At 59.7% G+C, this 22483-nt stretch carries 14 protein-coding genes; 9 read left to right on the top strand and 5 right to left on the bottom strand.

All coding sequences use genetic code 11. From position 1 onward, the window contains the following. Window positions 1-23: 23 nt before the first annotated feature. The 4 genes from V6P94_RS01100 to aceE all read right to left on the bottom strand — a co-directional run bounded on the left by V6P94_RS01100 (window position 24) and on the right by aceE (window position 8839). Complete coding sequence (locus V6P94_RS01100) at window positions 24-2717, bottom strand: bifunctional diguanylate cyclase/phosphodiesterase (RefSeq protein ID WP_219262162.1); 2694 nt, start codon at window positions 2715-2717, stop codon at window positions 24-26. 175 nt (window positions 2718-2892) lie between these two features. Beyond that, window positions 2893-4278: an alkaline phosphatase D family protein gene (locus V6P94_RS01095; protein ID WP_338648898.1), complete on the bottom strand. Its 1386-nt coding sequence runs from the start codon at window positions 4276-4278 to the stop codon at window positions 2893-2895. Between the two features lie 269 nt (window positions 4279-4547). After that, the gene (aceF, locus tag V6P94_RS01090; RefSeq protein ID WP_326427516.1) at window positions 4548-6182 is read right to left on the bottom strand and encodes a dihydrolipoyllysine-residue acetyltransferase; all 1635 of its coding nucleotides are present in this window, start codon (window positions 6180-6182) and stop codon (window positions 4548-4550) included. 11 nt (window positions 6183-6193) lie between these two features. Further along, the gene (gene aceE / locus V6P94_RS01085) at window positions 6194-8839 is read right to left on the bottom strand and encodes a pyruvate dehydrogenase (acetyl-transferring), homodimeric type (protein ID WP_133076695.1); all 2646 of its coding nucleotides are present in this window, start codon (window positions 8837-8839) and stop codon (window positions 6194-6196) included. Between the two features lie 383 nt (window positions 8840-9222). Here aceE and glnE point away from each other — a divergent pair, with 383 nt between their 5' ends. From glnE to V6P94_RS01040, 9 genes are all read left to right on the top strand, one after another. Then, window positions 9223-12165, top strand: coding sequence for a bifunctional [glutamate--ammonia ligase]-adenylyl-L-tyrosine phosphorylase/[glutamate--ammonia-ligase] adenylyltransferase (glnE, locus tag V6P94_RS01080; RefSeq protein ID WP_219262159.1), 2943 nt, complete (start codon window positions 9223-9225; stop codon window positions 12163-12165). A 118-nt stretch (window positions 12166-12283) separates the two neighbouring features. Beyond that, entirely contained in the window at window positions 12284-13207 is a 924-nt protein-coding gene (locus tag V6P94_RS01075; RefSeq protein WP_019825360.1) for a branched-chain amino acid transaminase, read from the top strand. 58 nt (window positions 13208-13265) lie between these two features. Then, window positions 13266-14300 (top strand): lipopolysaccharide heptosyltransferase II, encoded by a 1035-nt coding sequence (gene waaF, locus V6P94_RS01070; protein ID WP_219262158.1) that lies wholly within the window; start codon window positions 13266-13268, stop codon window positions 14298-14300. Beyond that, a complete protein-coding gene (gene waaC, locus V6P94_RS01065; RefSeq protein WP_219262157.1) occupies window positions 14301-15362 on the top strand; it encodes a lipopolysaccharide heptosyltransferase I in 1062 nt (353 codons plus the stop codon). Next, a complete protein-coding gene (locus V6P94_RS01060; RefSeq protein ID WP_219262156.1) occupies window positions 15362-16483 on the top strand; it encodes a glycosyltransferase family 4 protein in 1122 nt (373 codons plus the stop codon). Before waaC ends, V6P94_RS01060 begins: the two co-directional genes overlap by 1 nt. After that, the gene (gene rfaP, locus V6P94_RS01055; RefSeq protein WP_338648897.1) at window positions 16483-17289 is read left to right on the top strand and encodes a lipopolysaccharide core heptose(I) kinase RfaP; all 807 of its coding nucleotides are present in this window, start codon (window positions 16483-16485) and stop codon (window positions 17287-17289) included. Before V6P94_RS01060 ends, rfaP begins: the two co-directional genes overlap by 1 nt. Continuing rightward, window positions 17289-18023 (top strand): lipopolysaccharide kinase InaA family protein, encoded by a 735-nt coding sequence (locus V6P94_RS01050; RefSeq protein WP_019825369.1) that lies wholly within the window; start codon window positions 17289-17291, stop codon window positions 18021-18023. The genes rfaP and V6P94_RS01050 overlap by 1 nt, the downstream gene beginning before the upstream one ends. Next, window positions 18020-18772 (top strand): lipopolysaccharide kinase InaA family protein, encoded by a 753-nt coding sequence (locus V6P94_RS01045; protein ID WP_133076687.1) that lies wholly within the window; start codon window positions 18020-18022, stop codon window positions 18770-18772. The genes V6P94_RS01050 and V6P94_RS01045 overlap by 4 nt, the downstream gene beginning before the upstream one ends. Next, window positions 18772-20214: a lipopolysaccharide kinase InaA family protein gene (locus tag V6P94_RS01040; RefSeq protein ID WP_338648896.1), complete on the top strand. Its 1443-nt coding sequence runs from the start codon at window positions 18772-18774 to the stop codon at window positions 20212-20214. Before V6P94_RS01045 ends, V6P94_RS01040 begins: the two co-directional genes overlap by 1 nt. Window positions 20215-20323: 109 nt before the next feature. Here the strand turns inward: V6P94_RS01040 and V6P94_RS01035 are convergent, their stop codons facing one another. After that, on the bottom strand, window positions 20324-22402 hold the full coding sequence (locus tag V6P94_RS01035) for a TonB-dependent receptor (protein WP_338648895.1): 2079 nt from the start codon (window positions 22400-22402) through the stop codon (window positions 20324-20326). Between the last annotated feature and the right edge of the window lie 81 nt (window positions 22403-22483).

Raw genomic sequence — 22483 nt, 5'->3', positions numbered from 1 at the left:
TGTGCCCGAGTGTTGCCGCGCTGTCAGGCCACGGGGCCACGGGGGTAACGCTTGAGCTTTTCTATCAGTTCGCTGCCGGGGATCGGACGATCGAACAGATAGCCCTGGCCCACATCACAACGATGGCGGCGCAGGAATGCCAACTGTGCAGCGGTTTCAATGCCCTCGGCAACCACTTTGAGCTTGAGGTTGTGGGCCATGGCGATCACGGCGGAGGTGATCTCCATGTCGTTCTGGTTGTCGGGGATGTCTTTGATGAAGCTGCGGTCGATCTTGATGATGTCGATCGGAAATTTCTTCAAGTAGCTGAGCGAAGAGTAGCCGGTGCCGAAATCGTCCATTGCCAGGGTCAGGCCGAGCTTCTTCAGCTGATCGAGTTGCAGGCGGGTGTCGTCGGTGGCTTCCAGCAGCAAGCCTTCGGTCAGCTCCAGCTCCAGCAGTGCGGCCGGGAGCTGTTCTTCCTTGAGGATGCTGGCAATCGAGGCCACCAGGTCCGGGTCGGAAAACTGCTTGGGTGAGACGTTGATCGCCACTTGCAGGTTACCCAGCCCGGCCAGGCTCAGTTGCTTGCTCATTCGACAGGACTGGCGGGCGACCCATTTGCCGATGGGAATGATCAGCCCTGTTTCTTCGGCCACGCTGATGAACTGGTCCGGGCGGATCATTCCGTTCTTGGGGTGGTTCCAGCGCAGCAGGGCTTCCATGCCCAGCAATCGCCCGGTGCGAAGGCACAGCTTGGGCTGATAAAACACTTCGAGTTCATTTTGCGTGAGGGCACGGCGCAGGTTGTTTTCGACAAACAGCTTGTAGCTTGCTTCGGCATTCAGGGCTTCAGTGAACACTTGCACCTGATGCTTGCCGCAGGCTTTGGCCTTGTGCAGCGCCAGGCCTGCGTTGCGCATCAGGGTTTGCGGGTCACGGCCGTGCAAGGGGGCACAGGACACGCCGACCGAGCCGGTAACGCTGATCAACTGGTTGTCGACGAACATCGGCTTGTCGAGGGTCATCAGCAGTTGGCTGGCAATCTGCTGGCCTGTCACCAGGTCTGTGTCGTCCAGCAGTACCGCGAATTCATTACTGGCAAAGCGCGCCAGACCGTCGCTGGGGCTCAGGCTGTTGCGCAGGCGGCGGGCCAGGCTGATCAGCAGCTTGTCACCGGTCTGGTGGCCGAGGCTGTCGTTGATGCGTTTGAAGTTGTCGATGTCCACCAGTAACAGGCAAACCTGTGTGCTGCTGTTGCGGGCGAAACGCTCGTCGAGGCTGCGGATAAAAGCCGGGCGATTGCCCAGATTGGTCAGGTTGTCGGTGTAAGCGAGGCGCTCGATACGCTGCTGCGCCAGCTTGGCGTCGGTGATGTCTTCGTAAATACCGATGTAGTGGGTCAGTTCCCGGTTGTCGTCATAGACCTTGGAGATCGACATCTGGCCCCAGTAGGGCTCCAGGTTTTTACGCCGACTTTTGAACTCACCCTGCCAGCTGTTGCCATTGCTCAGGCTTGAATGGGCATCGAAGAGTAACTCGCTGAGGTTTTCCAGCGCGGGTAGCTCGGACAGCTTGTGGCCCTGGACTTCCTCGGTGCTGTACTGGGTGATGGCGGTAAAGCTGGGGTTTGCGTATTCCACCACGCCGTCGCAGTTGACCAGCAAAAAGGCGTTGGCGCTTTGCTCGACCGCACGCTGGAACAGGCGCAGGGCGTTGGTGGCGGTCCGTCGATTGTGGTTGTTGATAACCTGGGCAAACTGGTCGGCCAGTTCGCCGGCAAAGGCGATCTCATCCGCCTGCCAGATGCGTGTTTTGCCGATTTGTTCCAGGCACAGGACGCCGACGACCTGCCCATCGATGCGTATGCCTGCATCGAGCATGGCACTGGCTTCGCATCGCCCCAGGCTTTCCACCAGCTTGCGGGTACGCGGGTCGCGACTGGCATTCTGGGCGTCGATCGAGCGGCTGGTGTGCAAGGCTTCGAGGTAGTCGGGGAAGAGGCTGGCGTCGAAGATATCTTGTGCGATGTGGGCCTGGGTCTCGTGCTGGAAAGCTGAAACCGGCACCAACTGGCTGCCTTCGAGGTTCCACAGGCTGGCCCCGTCGATTTGATAAATGTCGCAGGCACTGCGTGTTATCAGTTCGGCGGCTTCTTGCAGCGAGTTGTGCTGGCTGTACCGGTGGCGAGCCAGACGCAGAATTAAATCCTGCTGGGCGCGTACGCGCTCCAGGTGCTGGAGCTGATCGTGTTGGGCGCGCTGATTAAGTGCCAGTGCGATCTGCAGGCGACTGTTTTGGGTCTCAAGCTCGGCCACAGGCGCCGGCAACGGGCTGGCAGCGCTGTCTTCAACCGCGAGCAGGTAGCCGCGCAAGAAGTGACGGTTGTGCTGCTTGTACGCTTCGCCCAGCTCCATCAGGTTCAGTGGGCCGAGAGCGGTGTGCAAGGTGTAATGCACCACGTAGTGGTGGCTGGTTCTGAGCTGGTACTCAATGGCATCGTGCAGCCGATAGCGGGCCTGGGGCTCCATCAAGCTGGCATAGGGCGAGCCAACCAGCGCGCACAGCTCTGCCGCGGGTACACCGAATTGGCGTTCGCAGTGAGGGTCGAGGTAGAACATGGCCCAGCTGGCTTCGTTCAGCCGTTCGAAACGCAGCATGCCAAGTCTGGAAGGCACGGGGAGCTGGGTTACGACCTCGGCTGCCATCCGCGGGGCAGCATCGGGTTGGCTTTTCATTGGGGCACTCGCTTCACAAATGCGGATTGCGCACGGGCTGTCACCCTGTTTCTGTGGTTTGCGGCAAGGTTGCATCATGCTCACGGCGCTGACAAGTGAACATAAAGGCTAAGTGCTATAGGGGCTTATCGGCCGGCCAACGGATTTCTGCAGGTCGACCCACAAGGTTTAGCACTTATGTCAGCGTAATGGTCGCTGACTCGATGATTTGGCCATTGTTATTGTGAAAATCGACCTTGAGCTTCTGGCCTTCAATGGTCAGGCAGGCGAAGTTGTCCTCGCTCACCACTCGGCTGGTGAGTGTGAGCGAGTAAGTGCCTGTACCGATCGTCGTCAGGGGGCCGTTGACGATCAGGTCACGGGCTTTGGCATACGGCAGCAGCTTGGTATTGCACAAGGGTGAAGACACGATGCTGTGTACGACAAACCCCGGGCTTTTGCTGTGGCGCAGTTGGCAAGTCAGAGAGCCATGAATGTCACCGGAGACAAACACCACGTTTTTGATGGCGTTGGAGCGAATGGTTTCAAGTATCCGGTTGCGCTGCGCCGCGAATGCCTTCCAGCCGTCATCGCCGCGCTGTTGATCGGGCATGAACATGACGCTGCTGACGATGAACTTCACCTTGGCCGTGCTGTTGATCAGCCATTTCATCAGTGCGTATTCCTGCTGGGTGCCAATCATGCTTTTGGCATTGCCGGACAGGGTGCGTTCAGTGCGGCAGTCCATGACAAACCAGTCGATATCGCCGTCGCCAAACGAGTACCAGTAGTGCTTCAGATTGCGGTTGATGCGTCCATCTGGGCGCAGTTCGTGTGCGGGACCGTGGCTGCATTGATAAATCTCATAAGCCGTCATGGCGTTGTTGTAGAGCTTTCGATCAGTGCTGTTCTGATTGGCTGGCCAGTTATCCTCGATTTCGTGGTCGTCGAGCATCATGTAGGTCGGTGTGCCCGACATCAGGTTGCGGATATGGGGTTGTGAAAACGCCGCCTGGTATTTTTTGCTGATGGCAGCGAATTCTCGGTCTGGCAACAGGACATTCAGGTCGTCGACATACACCTGGTCGCCGGTCATCACGACGGCATCGAGGGGCCGCTGCTGGTTCAGCGAGCCAATGGCACTGAAGATTCTGTCCCCCAGTTCGGGGGCCGAAGGTATGCCTGCCGTCAGCCTGAGGTAGCGGCACGAGCCTGTGACATAGCGACGTATACGGTTGGGTTGGTTGGACGTGGTCTTGAAAGTGTAAAGGTGTGGCGGCCACTTGAGCGGGATCTGCTTGACGGTTTCGGGTGTGTGGTCATGGCGCTCGGTGGAGAACCAGCCTGCCTGGTATTCGTAGCGGGTGTCGGCGCTCAGCCCGCTCAGGACCAGGGTGTCGGACATGTCGAACTCAGTGCTCAGCCTTGAGTACACGCCTGCTGACCACTGGCTTTGACCGACCTTTCGATGCCGGATGCCCGCGAATACAGCGTTTTTTTTATCGGATGCGCCGCGTACAAAAATACGGGCGTGTTGTGCAGTGGTAAATCCCAGAATCGGGCCTACGGTAGGTCTGTTCACATCGAAATTCTTTCTGATGTAAGGCGCTATTTGTCGCGCGGTTAAAGTCCTTTGGTTAACCGTAGAAGTCGCAGGGGGAAGCTACCCACTCCTGGATTCTGCGTGGGTTGTAGTGCGGCGCTGGTGCGAGTGGTGGGAGATTGTGTGTATGGGAATGGCTGAATCGCAGGCAAAAAAAGCCCCGCCAAATGGCGGGGTTGAGGTACGAGCGTGGCGCTCGGAAAACAGTGCGCTACCCCGGCCTTCGGTGAGGAAGGCCGGGGCGGGGCTTACAGCAGGATCGTGCGGATGTCGCCCAGCAACTGGCTCAGACGCTGGGTGAAGCGTGCAGCAGCGGCGCCGTTGATCACACGGTGATCGTAGGACAGCGACAGTGGCAGCATCAGCTTCGGCTGGAAGGCTTTGCCGTCCCAGACAGGCTGGATGGTTGCCTTGGAAACGCCGAGGATCGCCACTTCCGGTGCGTTGACGATCGGCGTGAAGCCGGTGCCGCCAATGTGACCGAGGCTGGAAATGGTGAAGCACGCGCCTTGCATGTCGTCTGCGGTGAGCTTCTTGTCGCGGGCCTTGGCAGCCAGCGCAGCCGCTTCAGCAGCCAGTTGCAGCAGGCTCTTCTGATCAACGTTCTTGATCACAGGGACCAGCAGGCCATCCGGGGTGTCAACGGCGAAGCCGATGTTGACGTACTTCTTGCGGATGATCGCTTTGCCGCTTGGCGCCAGCGAGCTGTTGAAGTCCGGCATTTCCTTGAGCAGGTGCGCGCAGGACTTGAGCAGCAGAGGCAGTACGGTCAGTTTCACACCGGCTTTTTCTGCGACGGCTTTTTGCGCAACGCGGAAGGCTTCCAGCTCGGTGATGTCAGCCTGGTCGAACTGAGTCACGTGCGGGATGTTCAGCCAGCTGCGGTGCAGGCTCGACGCGCCGATTTGCATCAGGCGAGTCATGGCCACTTCTTCAACTTCGCCGAAGCGGCTGAAGTCCACAACCGGGATTGGCGGAATACCGGCACCGCCGGTAGCGCCTGCAGCCGGAGCTTCCTTGGCCTTCTGCATCATGGTTTTGACGTAAGCCTGCACGTCTTCCTTGATCACACGGCCGTGTGGGCCGGTTGGGCTGACCGCGCTCAGCTCGACGCCGAATTCGCGGGCCAGTTGACGCACGGCCGGGCCGGCGTGAACTTTGGCACCCTTTGGCGCAGGCGCGGCGGCCGGGGCAGGTGCTGCCTCGGCTTTGGCGGCCGGTGCCGGGGCAGCAGCAGGCGCTTCAGCTTTTGCCGCAGCAGGAGCAGCAGCCTGGGCTGGAGCGGCTGGCGCAGCAGCGCCGGCAACCTTGAGCTTGAGGATGAAATCGCCAGTGCCGACTTCGTCATCCAGCTTGACCGAAATGCTCTCAACCACACCGGCGGCTGGCGATGGAATTTCCATGCTGGCCTTGTCGGATTCGAGGGTGATCAACGATTGATCAGCCTCAACGGTATCGCCGGCCTTGACCAGGACTTCGATGATTTTGGCCTTGCCCGACGAGCCGATATCCGGGACGTGGATGTCCTGGATGGTGGCAGCGGCAGGTGCAGCCGGGGCCGCAGGGGCCTCGGCAGCAGGGGCAGCAGCAGGTTGTTCGGCTGCGGCCGGAGCCGCTGCAGGGGCTGCAGCTTCAGGCGCCGCAGCGGCGCCCTCGACTTCCAGTTCCAGCAATTCGTCGCCTTCTTTCAAGCGGTCGCCCAGCTTGATCTTCAGGCTTTTGACGATACCGGCTTTAGGAGCAGGGATTTCCATGCTCGCCTTGTCCGATTCCAGCGTCAGGATGCTCTGATCGGCTTCGATACGGTCGCCGACTTTTACAAACAGCTCGATGACTTCACCGTCGCCGCTGCCGATGTCAGGTACTCGAATGAGTTCGCTCACAAATATTCTCCTCAGCAGTCCAGTGGGTTGCGTTTTTCCGGGTTGATGCCGAACTTGACGATGGCTTCTGCAACCACCTTGGGTTCGATATCGCCACGGTCAGCCAGTGCTTCCAGGGCTGCCAACACCACGAAGTGACGGTCTACTTCAAAGAAGTGACGCAGTTTTTTGCGGCTGTCGCTGCGGCCGAAACCGTCAGTGCCCAGCACTTTGAATTCCTTGACCGGTACCCACTGGCGAATCTGTTCAGCGAACAGCTTCATGTAGTCGGTAGAGGCAATGACCGGACCTTTACGGCCAGTCAGGCACTCTTCAACGTAGCTCAGCTTAGGCTTCTGGCCCGGGTGCAGACGGTTGCTGCGTTCAACGGCCAGGCCGTCGCGACGCAGTTCGTTGAAGCTGGTAACGCTCCATACGTCAGCACCGATGTTGAACTGTTCACGCAGGATGATCGCCGCTTCACGGACTTCACGCAGGATGGTGCCGGAGCCCATCAGCTGAACGTGGTGCGCCGCTTCCTTGGTGTCTTCCTCGAGCAGGTACATGCCCTTGACGATGCCTTCCTCGACACCGGCCGGCATGGCTGGCTGCTGGTAAGACTCGTTCATCACGGTGATGTAGTAGAAGACGTCCTGTTGCTCTTCGGTCATCTTCTTCATGCCGTCCTGAATGATCACCGCCAGCTCATAGCCGTAGGTTGGATCAAAGGTGCGGCAGTTCGGGATGGTACCGGCCAGGATGTGGCTGTGACCGTCTTCGTGCTGCAGGCCTTCACCGTTGAGCGTGGTGCGCCCGGCGGTGCCGCCGATCAGGAAGCCACGGGTGCGGCTGTCGCCAGCGGCCCAGGCCAGGTCGCCAATACGCTGGAAGCCGAACATCGAGTAGAAGATGTAGAACGGCAGCATTGGCTGGTTGTGGTTGGAGTACGAAGTACCGGCGGCGATGAAGGAGCTCATGGCGCCTGCTTCGTTGATGCCTTCTTCGAGGATCTGACCTTTTTTGTCTTCGCGGTAGAACATCACCTGGTCTTTATCGACTGGCTCGTAGAGCTGGCCGACGGACGAGTAGATGCCCAACTGGCGGAACATGCCTTCCATACCGAAGGTACGGGCTTCGTCCGGGATGATCGGAACGATGCGCTGACCGATTTCCTTGTCCTTGACCAGCTGCGCCAGGATGCGCACGAAAGCCATGGTGGTGGAAATTTCACGGTCGCCGGAGCCGTCAAGGATGGCCTTGAGGGTGTCCAGTGGCGGGGTCGGAATGCTGGTGCTCAGAGCACGACGCTGAGGAACGAAACCGCCCAGTGCAGTGCGGCGCTCGCTCAGGTAGCGGGCTTCAGCGCTGCCTGCTTCAGGTTTGAAGAATGGCAGGTTTTCGATTTCGTCGTCTTTGACCGGGATGTCGAAACGGTCACGGAACAACTTCAGGCTTTCAACATCAACTTTCTTGGTGTTGTGCGCCGTGTTTTTCGCTTCGCCAGCGCCGGTGCCATAACCCTTGATGGTCTTGGCCAGGATGACGGTTGGCTGGTTCTTGTGGTTGACCGCTTCGTGGTACGCCGCGTAGACCTTGTACGGGTCGTGGCCACCACGGTTGAGTTTCCAGATCTCGTCGTCGGACAGATCAGCAACCATCGCCTTGAGTTCTGGCGTGTTGAAGAAGTGTTCACGTACGAACGCGCCGTCTTTGGCTTTGTAGTTCTGGTACTCGCCGTCGATGACTTCGTCCATGCGACGTTGCAGGATACCGTCGACGTCCTTGGCCAGCAGTGGGTCCCAGAAACGGCCCCAGATGACTTTGGTCACGTTCCACTGAGCACCGCGGAATACGCCTTCGAGTTCCTGGATGATCTTTCCGTTGCCGCGAACCGGGCCATCAAGGCGCTGCAGGTTGCAGTTGATAACGAAGATCAGGTTGTCCAGGTTTTCACGGCCGGCCAGGGAGATCGCGCCCAGGGATTCTGGTTCGTCGCACTCGCCGTCGCCCAGGAAACACCAGACTTTTTGCTTGCCTGCCGGGATGTAGCCGCGGGCTTCCAGGTACTTCATGAAGCGAGCCTGGTAGATCGCCTGGATCGGGCCAAGGCCCATCGATACAGTCGGGAACTGCCAGAAATCAGGCATCAGCCAAGGGTGCGGGTAGGACGACAGGCCCTGACCGTCTACTTCCTGGCGGAAGTTGTTCATTTGTTCTTCGGTGATCCGGCCTTCCATGAACGCACGGGCGTAAACGCCTGGCGAGGTGTGACCCTGGAAGTAGATCAGGTCGCCGCCGTGTTCGTCGGTCGGGGCCTGGAAGAAGTAGTTGAAGCCGATGTCATACAGGGTTGCGCTGGAAGCGAAGCTGGAGATATGACCGCCCAGGTCAGAATCTTTCAAGTTCGTGCGCATCACCATGGCCATGGCGTTCCAGCGAACCAGCGAGCGAATGCGGCGTTCCATGAACAGGTCGCCAGGCATGCGTGCTTCGTGGGTTACAGGAATCGTGTTGCGGTAAGGCGTGGTGATGGCATACGGCAGCTGCGAACCGGTGCGGGTAGCGAGCTCACCCATACGGGTCATCAGGTAGTGAGCGCGGTCTTCGCCTTCTTTGTCGAGAACCGATTCCAGGGCGTCCAGCCATTCCTGGGTTTCGACGGGATCGAGGTCTTGCATGGCTTGCTCCAGGGCGGATAGGCTTCCAGAATCGGTTGCCTGAGTTTGCGACTGGCCTTGTGGGCAGACGACATAAATTCTTGGATGGCCGGAGGTTGATTCCAGCGGCGTGTAGTTTTACTACAAATCGTCGGCCATTTCAGCCTTTCGAGTGTGTGGCTCAGTAGTAAAACTACAGGATTGGTCCTGATAGCCATCAGTTTGGTTGTGCGAAAAATCGATATTGTTGGTGTGTTTCTCGTCATTCAGCCTTATGTGCGCAGGCTGGATGCTAAACAATATGCGCTTACAGCTATTTATAACCTTTGTTCGACAGTCGGATTAAACCGCTGTTTCTTCCTGTCACCGTACTCGGCAACACCATCGCCGATCAAGGATAGACCATGAGCCTTCCGTCGCTTGCACCCATTCCAGGTCTTTTACAGCCATTGGCCAGTCGCGCCGAGCAATCCTGGCGCACGGCGGTCGCCGGGCTTGAGGGCGAACAGGGGCTCGATGACTGGTCGGCGCAGCGCTGGTTGGCATTTAACCGGGTCAGTGCCGCGAGTGACTTCTTTATAGAACAGTCATTACGTGACCCTTTGATGTTGCTTGAGCTTGCGGGCTCAGGCGAACTGGACCGCAGCTTTGCCCCCGGCGAGTTGTGTGCCCAGATCAGCGTTGCGGCGCAGGCTGCACCCACCGATGACGAGCTGGGCCGTGCACTGCGCCGCCAGCGTACCCGTCAACAGATCCGGATTATCTGGCGTGACATCAACCGCCAGGCCGACTTGATTGAAACCTGCCGCGACCTGTCGGACATGGCCGATGCCAGTATCGATCAGGCTTATCGCTGGTTGTACCAACGTCATTGCCAGCAGTTCGGCACGCCCACCGGGCATCGCAGTGGCGAGCCGCAGCAGATGGTGATTCTGGGGATGGGCAAGCTGGGTGCCGTAGAGCTGAACCTGTCTTCGGACATTGACCTGATTTTCGCCTACCCCGAAGGCGGCGAAACAGTGGGCGCCAAGCGCCCGCTGGACAATCAGGAGTTTTTTATCCGTCTGGGGCAGCGCCTGATCAAGGCCCTGGACCCGATGACCGTCGACGGTTTTGTGTTCCGCGTCGATATGCGTTTACGCCCGTACGGCTCGTCCGGCTCATTGGTGCTGAGCTTCAATGCGCTGGAGCAGTACTACCAGGATCAAGGCCGCGACTGGGAACGCTACGCCATGATCAAGGCCCGGGTCGTGGCCGGTGATCAGGCGATGGGTGCGCAGTTGCTCAGTTTGCTGCGCCCGTTCGTGTACCGACGCTACCTCGATTTTTCGGCGATTGAAGCGCTGCGCACCATGAAACAGCTGATCCAGCAGGAGGTGCGGCGCAAAGGCATGGCCGACAACATCAAGCTGGGGGCGGGCGGGATTCGTGAAGTCGAGTTTATCGCCCAGGCATTCCAGCTGATCCACGGCGGCCGTGACCTCAGCTTGCAGCAACGCCCGCTGCTTAAAGTGCTGACGACCCTGGAAGGCCAGGGGTATTTGCCGGGCGAAGTGGTTAATGAACTGCGCGAAGGCTATGAGTTCTTGCGCTACACCGAGCACGCGATCCAGGCCATAGCAGACCGCCAGACCCAAATGCTTCCCGACACCGGGCAGGATCAGGCGCGCATTGCATTTATTATGGGGTTTGACACTTGGGCGGCATTCCACGAGCAATTAATGGCGTGGCGCGGTCGCATCGACTGGCATTTCCGTCAGGTCATTGCTGACCCTGATGAGGAAGAAGTCATCGATGAAGGTGAACTGATCGTAGGCGGAGAGTGGTTGCCGTTGTGGGAGGAGGTCCAGGACGACGCCGCTGCCTGTGTCCAGCTGGAAGAGGCCGGGTTTGTTGATGCCCCCAAAGCCTTGAAGCAACTGGCGGCCCTGCGTTCCAGTCCGCAATTGCGTGCCATGCAGCGTTTGGGGCGCGAGCGCCTGGATGCGTTTATCCCGCGTTTGCTGGCCCAGGCCGTAGAGCACGCCAACCCCGATCTGGTACTGGAGAGGGTGTTGCCGCTGGTCGAGGCGGTGGCCCGACGTTCGGCTTATCTAGTGCTGTTGACCGAAAACCCCGACGCATTGCGGCGTTTATTGACGCTGTGCGCTGCGAGCCCGTGGATCGCCGAACAAATCACCCGCTTCCCGTTGTTGCTCGATGAGCTGCTCAACGAGCGTCGACTGTTCAAGCCGCCCCTGGCGCCAGAGCTGGCGGCCGAGTTGCGTGAGCGCCTGACACGTATCCCCGAGGACGATCTTGAGCAGCAGATGGAGGCCTTGCGTAACTTCAAGCTGGCCCACCGCCTGCGGGTTGCTGCCTCGGAAATCGCGGGCAGCCTGCCTTTAATGAAAGTCAGCGATTACCTGACCTGGCTGGCCGAGGCGATTCTGGAGCAAGTGCTGGCGCTGGCCTGGCGCCAGACGGTGGCCAAGTACGGAACGCCCCAGCGCACGGACGGCAGCTTGTGCGACCCCGGCTTTATTATTGTTGGCTACGGCAAGGTGGGCGGAATCGAGCTGGGACACGGCTCGGATCTGGACCTGGTGTTTATCCACGACGGTGACCCGAATGCCGAAACCGATGGCGCCAAGCCGATTGATGGCGCGCAGTTTTTCACCCGGTTGGGTCAGCGCATCATTCACTTGCTGACGGCCCAGACCAACTCCGGGCAGCTGTATGACGTCGATATGCGCCTGCGTCCCTCAGGTGCATCGGGATTGCTGGTCAGTTCCCTTGGCGCCTTTGAGCGCTATCAGGAAAGCGAGGCCTGGACCTGGGAGCACCAGGCGCTGGTGCGGGCGCGGGTGCTGGTGGGCTGCAAGCAAGTGGGCAGTGCGTTCGAAAAAGTACGTGCCAGCGTGCTGGGGCGTGAGCGCGACCTGCCTGTCCTGCGCCAGGAGGTCAGCGAGATGCGGGCCAAAATGCGTGGCAATCTTGGTACCCGGATAACGGCTGCCGGAACGGCTGAAAACGCCTTCGAGGCCACGGTGCCGTTCGACCTCAAGCAAGATGCCGGAGGTATCGTCGATATTGAATTTATGGTGCAATACGCGGCCCTGGCGTGGTCCAGGGAACATCCGGCGTTACTGCGCTACACCGATAACATCCGCATTCTGGAAGGGCTGGAGCAGGTCGGGCTGATGCCCGCCACTGATGCCAACCTGTTGCGCGAGGCTTACAAGGCCTTTCGCACCGTCGCCCACCGTCAAGCCTTGCAAAAGGAGGCCGGCGTGGTCACGGGGGATCAACTTGTAGTCGAACGTCAACACGTGCGACGCATATGGTCCGAGCTGGGATTGAGCTAGTTCGCTGGCTTAAGTACAGAGTTAAAGCTGTAAGAACGTATCCGGCGGGTCCATAAGGCCCGTCCAATTTGCCTGACGCCTCGTGGCGCGGGTGCTGGATTCTTTGAGGAGCGTAATGATGTCGATGGCTGATCGTGATGGTGTGATCTGGTATGACGGCAAGCTGGTGCCGTGGCGTGATGCTACGACGCACGTGCTGACCCATACATTGCACTACGGCATGGGCGTGTTTGAAGGTGTACGCGCTTACGAAACCCCGCAGGGCGCGGCGATTTTCCGCTTGCAGGCGCACACTGACCGCCTGTTCGATTCGGCCCACATCATGGGCATGAAGATCCCGTTCAGCAAAGACGAAATCAACGAAGCGACCCGCATTGCGGTGCGTGAAAACAACCTCGACAGCGCCTACATCCGCCCGATGGTGTTCTACGGATCCGAAGCCATGGGCCTGCGCGCCACTGGCCTCAAAGTCCACGTGATCATCGCGCCGTGGAGCTGGGGTGCCTACATGGGTGCCGAAGCGCTGGAAGTCGGGATCAAGGTGCGCACCAGCTCCTTTACCCGTCACCACGTGAACATTTCCATGACCCGGGCCAAGGCCAACGGTCACTACATCAACTCGATGCTGGCCCTGCAGGAAGCGATTTCCGGCGGTGCCGACGAAGCGCTGTTGCTGGATCCGGAAGGCTTCGTGGCCGAAGGCTCGGGCGAGAACGTGTTCCTGGTCAAGGATGGCGTGATTTACACCCCGGACGTGACGGCTTGCCTGAACGGCATCACCCGCAGCACGATCCTGACCCTGGCCACTGAGCTGGGTTACAAGTTTGTTGAAAAACGCATTACCCGCGACGAGGTGTATATCGCCGACGAAGCGTTCTTCACCGGCACTGCCGCTGAAGTGACGCCGATTCGCGAAGTCGACGGGCGTCATATCGGTATCGGCCGCCGTGGCCCGATCACCGAAAAACTGCAAAAAGCCTATTTCGACCTGGTGACCGGCAAGACAACGGATCACCCAGAGTGGCGTACACTGGTCAAATAAAGCGATATGGCACTACAGCAGGGAGGCGAATGCCTCCCTTGCTTGTTTATGGAAACTTATGAATATTTTGATCGTTGGGCCCAGCTGGGTCGGTGACATGGTGATGGCGCAGACACTGTTTCAGTGCCTCAAGCAGCGCCACCCGCAGTGCGAAATCGATGTGCTGGCCCCCGAGTGGAGCCGGCCCATCCTTGAGCGCATGCCGCAAGTGCGCAAGGCCTTGAGCTTTCCGCTCGGCCACGGCGCGCTTGAACTGGCCACGCGACGCAAGATCGGCAAGTCCCTCAAGGGCCAATACGATCAGGCAATCTTGCTGCCCAACTCGCTGAAATCAGCCCTCGTGCCGTTCTTTGCGGGCATCCCCAAGCGCACCGGCTGGCGTGGCGAGTTTCGTTATGGCGTGCTCAACGATGTGCGCAAACTCGACAAAGAACGCTACCCGTTGATGATCGAGCGTTTTATGGCGCTGGCCTATGAGCCGGGTGCCGACCTGCCCAAGCCTTATCCGCGCCCGGCCTTGCAGATCGATCCGCAAAGCCGTGCCGGCGCACTGGCAAAATTTGGCCTGGAACTGGACCGCCCGGTGCTGGCGCTGTGCCCGGGTGCCGAGTTTGGCGAGTCCAAGCGCTGGCCGTCCGAGCACTACGCCAAAGTTGCCGAGCAAAAGATCCGCGAAGGCTGGCAGGTGTGGTTGTTCGGCTCCAAAAACGATCACGCTGTGGGCGAAGACATCCGCTCGCGGTTGATCCCCGGGCTGCGTGAAGAGTCTGTCAACCTGAGCGGCGAGACCTCGCTGGCCGAGGCCATTGATTTGCTGTCGTGCGCCGATGCCGTGGTATCCAACGACTCCGGGCTGATGCACGTGGCTGCTGCGTTGAACCGCCCGCTGGTGGCGGTCTACGGCTCCACATCGCCGGGTTTTACCCCGCCGTTGGCCGACAAGGTCGAAATCGTGCGCCTGGGGCTCGAGTGCAGCCCGTGTTTTGATCGCACCTGCCGCTTTGGCCACTACAACTGCCTGCGCGAACTGATGCCGCAGCCTGTGGTTGAAGCCTTGCAGCGTTTGCAGGGCTCACCGGTCGAGGTCAACTAGGTGCGCGTTCTGTTGGTCAAAACCTCATCCCTTGGGGATGTGATCCATGCCTTGCCCGCGTTGACCGATGCGGCGCGGGCGATTCCGGGCATCACGTTTGACTGGGTCGTGGAAGAAGGCTTTGCCGAAATTCCGACCTGGCACCCGGCAGTGGGCAAGGTTATTCCGGTAGCGATTCGCCGTTGGCGCAAAAATATCTGGGAAACCATCAAGAGCGGTGAGTGGCGTCGCTTCAAGCAAAGCCTGCGCGCCGAGCAATACGACCTGGTGATCGATGCCCAGGGCCTGGTCAAAAGTGCCTGGCTGACCCGCTATGTAAACGCCCCGGTGGCCGGTCTGGATAAAGACTCAGCCCGTGAACCGCTGGCCAGCCGCTTTTATCAGCGTCGTCTGGCGGTGGCTCGCGGGCAGCATGCGGTCGAGCGTTTACGCCAATTGTTTGCCGTGGCGCTGGGCTACGACCTGCCCAAAGGGTTGGGTGATTATGGTCTCGACGTTGAGCGCCTGATTGAATTACCGCGCAAGAAGCCTTACGTATTGTTCTTGCACGGCACCACGTGGGACACCAAGCACTGGCCCGAAGTGTACTGGCGTGACCTGGCCCTGCGCATGGGGCACATGGGTGTCGAAGTGCGCTTGCCCTGGGGCAACCCGGCAGAGAAGGCCCGTGCCGAGCGCATTGCCAGCGGTTTGAGCAACGCAGTGGTGCTGCCCAAGCTGAATCTGGCGGGGGTTGCCAAGGTACTGGCCAGCGCCAGCGCCTGTGTCGCGGTCGATACCGGGCTGGGGCATCTGGCGGCGGCGCTGGATGTACCGACCATCTCCCTGTTTGGCCCCACCAATCCGGGCCTGACCGGTGCCTATGGCAAGGTGCAAATCCACCTGGCCAGCGATTTTCCGTGCGCACCGTGCCTGCAGAAAAAATGCACCTACACTCCGACTGCACAGGACCAGCAGCGGTTTGATCTGAAAAACGAGTGGCCGTTGTGCTTCACCCGTTTGAACCCTGAGCGTGTCGCGAGTCGATTAAGCACGTTGTTACTGGCTGAGGAACTGCGCTGATGCAACTGGCTTTTGTGCTATACAAATATTTCCCGTTTGGCGGGCTGCAACGCGATTTCATGCGCATTGCGCTGGAGTGCCAGAAACGTGGCCATCAAATTCGCGTCTACACCATGATTTGGGAGGGTGACATTCCCCCCGGTTTTGAAGTGCTGGTGGCGCCGGTCAAGGCGTTCCACAACCATACCCGCAACGAAAAAATGCTCGCCTGGATGCAGGCCGACCTGGCCAAACGCCCGGTGGACCGCCTAGTCGGCTTCAATAAAATGCCGGGGCTGGACGTGTACTACGCGGCCGACGGCTGTTTTGAAGACAAGGCGCAAAACCTGCGCCATTCGTTCTATCGCTTCTTCAAGCGTTACAAGCACTTTGCCGAATACGAGCGGGCAGTGTTCGACAAGAACGCCAAGACTGAAATCCTGATGATTTCCGAAGTCCAGCAGCCGCTGTTTATCAAGCATTACGACACGCCGCTCGAGCGCTTCCACCTGTTGCCGCCGGGCATTGCTCTGGACCGTCGTGCGCCCGCCAATGCAGCCGAGATTCGCGCCGGGTTCCGGCGTGAATTCAACCTGGCAGACGACGACCTGCTGATGGTGCAGATCGGTTCCGGGTTCAAGACCAAAGGCGTCGATCGCAGCCTTAAAGCCCTGGCGGCGTTGCCGGGCGAGCTTAAAAAGCGCACCAGGCTGTTTGTCATTGGCCAGGACGATCCCAAAGTCTTTCAATTACAGAGCGCCACGCTGGGGCTGGGCGATCACGTGCAGTTCCTCAAGGGGCGCAGCGATATCCCGCGCTTCCTGCTGGGCGCAGACCTGCTGATTCACCCGGCCTATAACGAAAACACCGGCACCGTGCTGCTTGAAGCGCTGGTGGCAGGGTTGCCGGTGCTGGTCAGCGCCGTCTGTGGCTACGCCCATTACATCAGCGACGCCGATTGCGGCCGTGTACTGGACGAGCCGTTCGAGCAGGCGCAACTCAATGAATACCTGACACGCATGTTGTCCGACGATGCTGCGCGCGCGGCCTGGAGCCAAAACGGCCTGGCCTACGCGCAGACGGCCGACCTCTACAGCATGCCGCAGCACGCTGCGGATGTGATTCTGGCGGAGCAACACTGATGAAACTGATTCTTGCCGAACCGTTCAAGAGCTTGTGGGCAGGACGCGATGCGTTCACCGAAGTCGAGCGCCTGGAGGGCGAGGTTTACCGCGAGCTGGATGGCCGACGTACCTTGCGTACTGAAGTCGGGGGCCGCGGTTATTTTGTGAAAATCCACCGTGGCATTGGCTGGGGTGAGGTGTTCAAAAACCTGCTCACGGCCAAGCTGCCAGTGCTGGGCGCGGGCCAGGAATGGCGGGCAATCAAGCGTCTTCACGAAGTCGGCGTACCCACCATGACCACCGTCGCGTATGGCGAAAAGGGCAGTAATCCGGCGGGGCAGCACTCGTTCATCATCACCGAAGAGCTGGCACCTACGGTCAGCCTCGAAGACTTCAGCCTCAACTGGATCAAGCAGCCGCCACAGCCAGCCCTCAAGCATGGGCTGATCGCCGAAGTGGCGCGCATGACCGGCATGATGCACCGCGCCGGGGTTAACCATCGCGACTGCTACATCTGCCACTTTTTGTTGCACACCGACAAACCGGTCACGGCCAAGGACTTCCGCCTGTCGGTCATTGACCTGCACCGTGCCCAGGTTCGACCGGTCATCAGCAAGCGCTGGCGCAACAAGGACCTGGCCGCGCTGTACTTTTCGGCGCTGGACATTGGCCTGACCCAACGGGACAAGCTGCGCTTCCTGCGGGGTTACTTCCAGATGCCGCTGCGTCAGATCCTGCGCGAAGAAGCCCGCCTGCTGGCGTGGCTGGAAGGCAAGGCGAGCAAGCTTTATGAACGCAAACTACGTTATGGGGATGCACTGTAATGGCGGGTTGGAATCTTGAACCCGCTTACAGTGCACTCGCTTCTGATTTTGGCAGTCTGGAAGCGGTATTTGCCCTCCAGGGCGAGCACCTGACCCGCGATCCTCTTTCGGAAGTGATCCGTGTGCAGCGCGATGGCGTCAATTATTACGTCAAGCGCTATACCGGTGCGGGCAAGGGCTTGCGCCGCTATCTGGGCCGCCCTCGGGTCAAATCCGAATGGCAGAACCTCAAGCGTTTCGACAAGTGGGGCATTCCCACCGCCGAAGTCGTGGCATGGGGCCTTGAGCGCAGTGGCTTTGCCTACTCCCGTGGCGCCATGATCACCCGTGAGCTGCCCAATACCCGCGATTTGTCCGAACTGGCGGACCACCATGATCCGTTGCTCAAGGACCGTGCCTGGGTCGACTGCGTCAGCCGCCAGTTGGCGAAATGCACCCGGATCATGCACAACCATCGCTTTACCCATAACGATCTGAAGTGGCGAAACCTGCTGGTCGACGATCAGCCCAAGCTGTTTTTGATCGACTGCCCGAACGGTGACTTCTGGCGCGGTTTCTGGCTCAAGTACCGCATCACCAAAGACCTGGCGTGCCTCGACAAAGTGGCCAAGTACCATTTGTCCTACACCCAGCGTTTGCGTTTCTATTTCCAATACACCGGGCGCACTACGCTCAATGCGGCGGACAAGGAGCGTGTTCGTCATATCGTGCGTTTTTTTGAGGGCCGGGAATGACTGATTTTTTAGCGGATGCGGATCGGGCTTTGCTTGAGCGCAACGGACTGGCCGACTTCGATGCGCTGTGGGCTGTGCAACTGGAAGCCGTGGACGAGCCCAACACCAGCGGTGGTGGCTGGAGCAGCGTGTTTCGCATGGACCTCGAAGGCCAGGGCTTTTACCTCAAGCGTCAAAGCAACTACCTGACCCGTACCCTGCACCGGCCATTGGGCGAGCCGAGCTTCGCCCGCGAATTTCGTAATATTCAGCGTTATCAGCAAATGGGTATTCCGGCGCTGGAAGCGGTGTTTTTTGGCGAGCGGAAAGTGCCTGGCGAACATCGCGCGGTGCTCATGACCCGTGCGCTGGATGGCTGGAATGACCTCGATTCGTTGCTTGAACAATGGCCGCAACTGACCCCTGAGCAGCAGCAGGCAATTTTGCGTGAATGCGGCCTGTTGGCGCGTCGCCTGCACGCTGCGCGTCAGGTTCATGGCTGCTTTTATCCCAAGCACATTTTCTTGCAGGCTGACGGCTTGGGTTATCGCGCCCAATTGATCGATCTGGAGAAAACCCGGCCTTTGTTGCTGGGCCAGCGTGACCGGGTCAAGGACATCGAGCCGTTGCTGCGTCGGGCCCATGCCTGGAGCGATGCCGAGGTGCGGGTGTTGCTCGCTGCCTATCTGGATCAGCCTGTCGACAGTGGTCTGGTGGATGCCTGGCTGGCGCGACTGAACGTGCGTCGCAGCCACAAGGGAGCGCGCTGATGCGTTTGTCCGAACTGCAAAAGGCGGGTCGTGCGCCGGGCTTGCCGCTGAGTATCGAACTGGCCGACGCGGCCGGGCCTGCGCAATTGCAACTGCTGAGCTTGTTGCGGGTATTGCCCGGGCAGCGTTACGTAGGCGCCGGGGTGTGGCGCGGGCGTACGGTGCTGGCCAAATTGATGGTTGGGAGCAAGGCTGCGCGCAACTTCCAGCGAGAGTTGACGGGTGTGCGCCTGCTGGCTGATCAAGGTTTGACCACGCCGAAGTTACTGGCTGATGGTTTGCAGGAAGGCGAGGGCGGCTGGTTGCTGTTCGAGTTTCTGGAAAATGCCCAGAGCCTGGGTGACGCCTGGGGCGCGGTGCAGTCGCTGCCGGTTTTGGCAGATGAGCAAGTGGCCGTACTGGCCCAGGCGCTGGCTGCCATTGGCCAGATGCACCTCAAGGGCCTCTGGCAGGAAGACCTGCACCTGGACAACCTGTTGCGTCAGGGCGCCAAACTGTACTTGATCGATGGCGCGGGTATTTGCGTCGAAGAAGCCGGCAAGCCGCTGTCGCGACAAAAAGTCCTGGAAAACCTCGGCGTGTTCTTCGCTCAGTTGCCTAAAAGCCTTGAGCCATTTATCGAAGAGTTGCTGGTGCACTACCTGCTCAGCAATGGTGAGCACGCCTTGCCGCTCGAAGCGCTGCTCAAGCAGATCGAGAAGGTTCGTGCCTGGCGCCTGAATGATTTCTTGAACAAGGTGGGTCGCGACTGCTCGTTGTTCAGCGTTGAGCGCACCGCCTTTGTCCTGCGTGCGATTCGCCGTGAAGAAGAGCCTGCGATGCTGCCGGTTCTGGCTCACGCCGATGCCTTGCTGGATCAGGGCCACTTGTATAAAACCGGTGGCGCGGCCAGTGTCGGCAAGGTTGAAGTGGCGGGCCGCACCCTGGTGGTCAAACGCTACAACATCAAGGGTTTTGCCCACTGGCTTAAACGCTTCTGGCGCCCGAGCCGTGCCTGGCACTCATGGCGCGAGGGCAATCGACTGGCGTTACTGGGCATTGCCACGCCCAAGCCGCTGGCACTGCTGGAAACCCGTTTTCTGTGGTTGCGGGGCAAGGCGTATCTGGTGACAGAGTTTTTGCCGGGGCCGGACATCATCGAGCGTTTTGCACCCTATGTTGAGCGGGGGGATGCGCCGGAGTCCGAACTTCAGGCGCTGGATCATCTGTTTGCCGATTTGATCCGCGAGCGCATCAGCCACGGTGACCTCAAGGGGCATAACGTGTTCTGGGATGATGGCCGTTGGGCATTGATCGATCTGGACTCGATGTGCCAGCACGCCAGCCTGAGGAGTTTCGCCACCGCGTACGCCCGTGACCGGGCGCGCTTTATGCGCAACTGGCCGGTGGACAGTGCGTTGTATCAGCTGATTGACGGGCGCTTGCCCAAAGACCTTGGCTAAGACTCTGTGGGAGCAGGCTTGCTCGCGATGCAAGCGCTGCGGCCTGTCAGGCTGACCGCGTTGATGCCATCGCGAGCAAGCCCGCTCCCACAGGAGCGTGCCCGTGCTGTCAGAAGCTGTACTGGGCTCCGGCTCCGGCATACCACGACCGTCCCGGCGCGGCTTCGTAGAAGCGGCTGTTACCGTCCGCCACGATCACCGAACCCACGTACTGACGGTCCAGCAGGTTGTCCAGGCGCAACGTCTGGTGGAAGGTCCAGTGTTCCACCTTCTGCTCAAACTTCGCCCGCCAGTTGAATACGGTGTAGGCCGGAGCTGCCTTGGCGGTGTTGGTGTCTTCGACATACACCTTGCTGCGGTACATGCCTTCAACGGCGGTGCTGAGCCAATCCACCGGTTTCCAGTTCACTTCGGCAAACAGCGTGGTCTGTGGAACACCGGGCAAGTAGTTGCCTTTGTCGACCGTGCCTTTGGTGCTGGCAAAGTCACTGTCGTAGGTCGCTTGCAGACGGGTATAGGCCAGGGTTGAGGTCCAATGCTCGGCCAGCTGGCTTTCGATGCCCAGTTCAAAGCCCCGGCGCAGGGTGCGGCCAGCGTTTTGGTAAACAGTGCGCCCGTCTTTTGAACTTTCTATTACCAGCTCATCTTCAGTGGTGATCTGGAACACAGCAGCATTAATTCGGGTGTTGTTGATCTGTGCCTTCAAGCCAATTTCGTACTGAGTGCTTTCAGAGGGCTTGAGGCCAAAGTTGAAACCTTTTCCGCCTGGCGCATAAGCCAGCTCTGCCTGTGTCGGCGTTTCAAAGCCCTTGCCCGCGCTGACATAGCCATGCAGCTCAGGAGTGAAGGCGTACATCACGCTCATCGACGGCGTGGCTTTTTCATAGCGTTTGGTGCCGCTGTCGTCGCCGTTGCTCAAAAATTGATCATCGACGTCCATTTCCATGGTGCTGTAGCGCAAGCCGGCCTGCACGGTCCAGTTGTCCAGCGCCCAGTTGGCCTGCACATACGGGTCGAGGCTGCGGGCGGTGTCCACTTCATCGCGCACCAGTGCGCCTTTGACCCCCAATTGGTTGCCCAGATAATTGTTATAGCCGTGACGGCTGTCCTGGCTCTGGTCGAAATCCAGGCCGCCGATCAGGGTCAGGTCCCCAGGCACGCCATACACCGGTTGCAACCAGCGCAGGCTGCCGCCGTAGAACTTGCGATCGAATTGAACGACGCCGCCGCCCTGTTCGTTACCCGGCGTTCCTTTGGGAATCGCCAGATACTGAATCACACTCCGGGTGCCGGTATAGGCATTGACCTGCAGGGTCGCGTCGCCGATATAGCGCTCGTAGTTCATCCCCAATTGTTGATGGTCGATGCTTTTACGGGTGTTGTAGGTCAGGGCGTTTGGCGTTACCGAGCGCGGGTCGGCCTTGTAGGCGGCCCAGCTTTGGCCCAGCGGGTCTTGCGTGCCGTTCTGCTCAAGGCTGCTGTAGATCAGCGCCAGCTTGCTGTCTTCATCGGGCTTGAGGTTGAGCTTGGCAAACGTCTGGTCGCGGCGAGCGGCACTGTGGTCGCGGTAGCCGTCGGTGTCCATGCGCGAGGCGTCAAGCACAAAGCCCACGTCATCCGTGGCGCCCTCGGCGGTGAGGTGGTTCTTGTTCATGCCGTCGCTGCCGATCAGGGTTTCAGCGCCAATGCGCGGCGGACCTTCGCCGTCGCGGGAGAACATCTGGATCACGCCACCGGCGTTGCTGCCGTACAGGGTGGCTGCCGGGCCGCGCAGTACTTCAATGCGCTCGGCGGTGTCGAGGTTGAAGGTCGCCGCCTGCCCCTGGCCGTCCGGGGTGCTGGCTGGAATGCCATCGGCAATCAACTTGATGCCACGTACACCAAACGCCGAGCGGGCGCCAAAGCCACGGGACGAGATCTGCAGATCCTGGGCGTAGTTCTGACGGTTTTGCACCACCAGCCCTGGCACGCGGGACAGCACCTCGGAGGCATTGATGCCTAGCTGGCCATCCTTGATTTGCTCCTGGTTAATGCTGTCGACCGAGTACGGCAGGTCGAAACTCGGGCTGGTGCTGCGCGAGCCGGTGATGACGCTGGGGTCCAGTTCAAGGGGAGCTGCGCTGAGGATGGGTGTCAGGCAGAGGCCAGGCAGTAACAGGGCAACGTGAGCAGGTACGAAATATTTCATGGGCAAATCGGGGTTCCGTGTGACGCGACCCGTCCAGGGCAACGGGATGATGCTAGCAGAGGGCGCGCAGTTTAGCGGCTG

The sequence above is a fragment of the Pseudomonas sp. ML2-2023-3 genome (assembly GCF_037055275.1).
Taxonomy (GTDB): Bacteria; Pseudomonadota; Gammaproteobacteria; order Pseudomonadales; family Pseudomonadaceae; genus Aquipseudomonas.
The sequence above is the reverse complement of the archived record's forward strand: the minus strand, read 5'-3'. Positions and strand labels throughout refer to the sequence as shown.

Coding starts and splice junctions, on each gene's coding strand:
- V6P94_RS01100 (WP_219262162.1), bottom strand. CDS start 2,717: ATGAAAAGCCAACCCGATGCTGCCCCGCGGATGGCAGCCGAGGTCGTA.
- glnE (WP_219262159.1), top strand. CDS start 9,223: ATGAGCCTTCCGTCGCTTGCACCCATTCCAGGTCTTTTACAGCCATTG.
- V6P94_RS01075 (WP_019825360.1), top strand. CDS start 12,284: ATGTCGATGGCTGATCGTGATGGTGTGATCTGGTATGACGGCAAGCTG.
- V6P94_RS01060 (WP_219262156.1), top strand. CDS start 15,362: ATGCAACTGGCTTTTGTGCTATACAAATATTTCCCGTTTGGCGGGCTG.
- V6P94_RS01035 (WP_338648895.1), bottom strand. CDS start 22,402: ATGAAATATTTCGTACCTGCTCACGTTGCCCTGTTACTGCCTGGCCTC.
- aceE (WP_133076695.1), bottom strand. CDS start 8,839: ATGCAAGACCTCGATCCCGTCGAAACCCAGGAATGGCTGGACGCCCTG.
- V6P94_RS01040 (WP_338648896.1), top strand. CDS start 18,772: ATGCGTTTGTCCGAACTGCAAAAGGCGGGTCGTGCGCCGGGCTTGCCG.
- V6P94_RS01045 (WP_133076687.1), top strand. CDS start 18,020: ATGACTGATTTTTTAGCGGATGCGGATCGGGCTTTGCTTGAGCGCAAC.
- rfaP (WP_338648897.1), top strand. CDS start 16,483: ATGAAACTGATTCTTGCCGAACCGTTCAAGAGCTTGTGGGCAGGACGC.
- waaF (WP_219262158.1), top strand. CDS start 13,266: ATGAATATTTTGATCGTTGGGCCCAGCTGGGTCGGTGACATGGTGATG.
- V6P94_RS01050 (WP_019825369.1), top strand. CDS start 17,289: ATGGCGGGTTGGAATCTTGAACCCGCTTACAGTGCACTCGCTTCTGAT.